The sequence below is a fragment of the Companilactobacillus halodurans genome (genome assembly GCF_009600985.1).
Lineage (GTDB): Bacteria > Bacillota > Bacilli > Lactobacillales > Lactobacillaceae > Companilactobacillus > Companilactobacillus halodurans.
Genome location: NZ_VDFP01000121.1, coordinates 1 through 1485, shown reverse-complemented (window position 1 = coordinate 1485; position 1485 = coordinate 1). Strand labels below are relative to the sequence as shown.

Sequence of the window (1485 nt, the reverse complement as noted above, 5' to 3'; positions counted from 1 at the left end):
CCAAGGCAGTGTTTTAGCTCCAAAGGCTGAAATTGAAGTTAACTCTAACTTGGATGGTAACATTGCGGCTGATAAAGTCATTGTTAATGCCGAAACTCACAGATGGGACTTACAAGATAACTCTAATATCGAAACTGATTACGATCATATCGTAACAATCCCTGGAGAATTACCTGAACTTCCCGATGAAGAAGATAATGAGGATGAAGAGAACGTTGAACATCCTGATGAAGAAGAGGAAGAAGATATCGATACTGATACTGGTGAATTAGTTGAAGGTGGTTCTGAAGGTGAAGATCCCGATGAAACAACAGATACTGAAGAACCTGGTAAAGAAGATAAAGATTCTGAAGAGAACAACGGTAACGAAGAGGAAAAGGATGCCGATGAAGACGACCTAGGTGAAGGTGGAGACTTAATCACCAATGGTGGTTCTGAAGGCACTAACCCTAATGGTGATTTGAACAATGGACTTTTGCCAAACGTTGTCGGTAATAACAAAGATGTCTCACAAAACCCTAAGACTAATGCTGCAAATGAATCAGGTCTCTTGCCACAAACAAGTGAAACTGATGGTGTTCTAGCAACAATCCTTGGTTTGATTGTGTTGGCATTTGGTTTGATTTTGAAAGCTACACATATTAAAAAAGAAGATTAATAATTAGTCAGAACAGTTTAATCTAAAAAATCTCGTTACAACCAAAATGGCTGTGACGAGATTTTTTTTATAAACTATTTTTTCTTACGTGAATTACCTGTTAATAAATAATTAATTCCAGGGATCAAATTCAAAATCCAAATAATAACAATTGATAAAATAGCAACGACAATATAGCGCATGAATGTTGCTGCCAAACCGTGAATTGCCACATGATTTGTAAACCAAGGCTCAACATACAAAATGAGTAAGTTATGCACAAGATAAACACCGAAGACTAATGGTGATAAAAATTCAAACGTTTTAATAGTTGTTGGAGATTTAATTCTACTGCCCCATTTTTGCAAAAGAATAAATGCAGCAACTGACATAATCGGGATGAAAATTGAAGTTACATAGTAACCGTTGTTAACGTCGTAAATTTGGGGAACGGCTGTGGAAACATAGTTACCACTAATTCCAGCGATTAAAAAGATTGCTAGTAAGACCCAATTATTAGTATTTTCAATTTTAACTTTAGTTAATAAGTAACCAAGAATGAAGTAACCTGTAAAACCACCTACTAAGAAGAAACTAGCTACTGGTGATAGTTCTAAGATAGTTTGCATGTCTTTTGGTAGAAGGACAGCGAGTGATGGTAAAAGCGAACACGTAACTAGCCAGATTGCTGTAACGTAGACCAACATTTCTGTGGTAGCGTTTTGGACAAACGTCTTAATAACTGGAGACAAGATGTAAATTCCAATCAAAGGATACATGAACCAGAGTGTAGGTGATGTAGGATGATACAAAATCGTTTTGACTACGCTAAAAACGTTTTTAAATGA

General features: G+C 36.2%; 2 protein-coding genes. One reads left to right on the top strand and one right to left on the bottom strand.

What is annotated here, in order from left to right; all coding sequences use genetic code 11:
• Positions 1–658 (top strand): LPXTG cell wall anchor domain-containing protein (locus tag FHL06_RS12930; protein WP_153386996.1); only part of this gene is annotated, 658 nt, incomplete at its 5' end.
• Between the two features lie 74 nt (positions 659–732).
• Here FHL06_RS12930 and FHL06_RS12925 read toward each other — a convergent pair.
• The coding region (locus FHL06_RS12925; protein ID WP_153386994.1) for an acyltransferase at positions 733–1485 on the bottom strand (753 nt) is incomplete at its 5' end.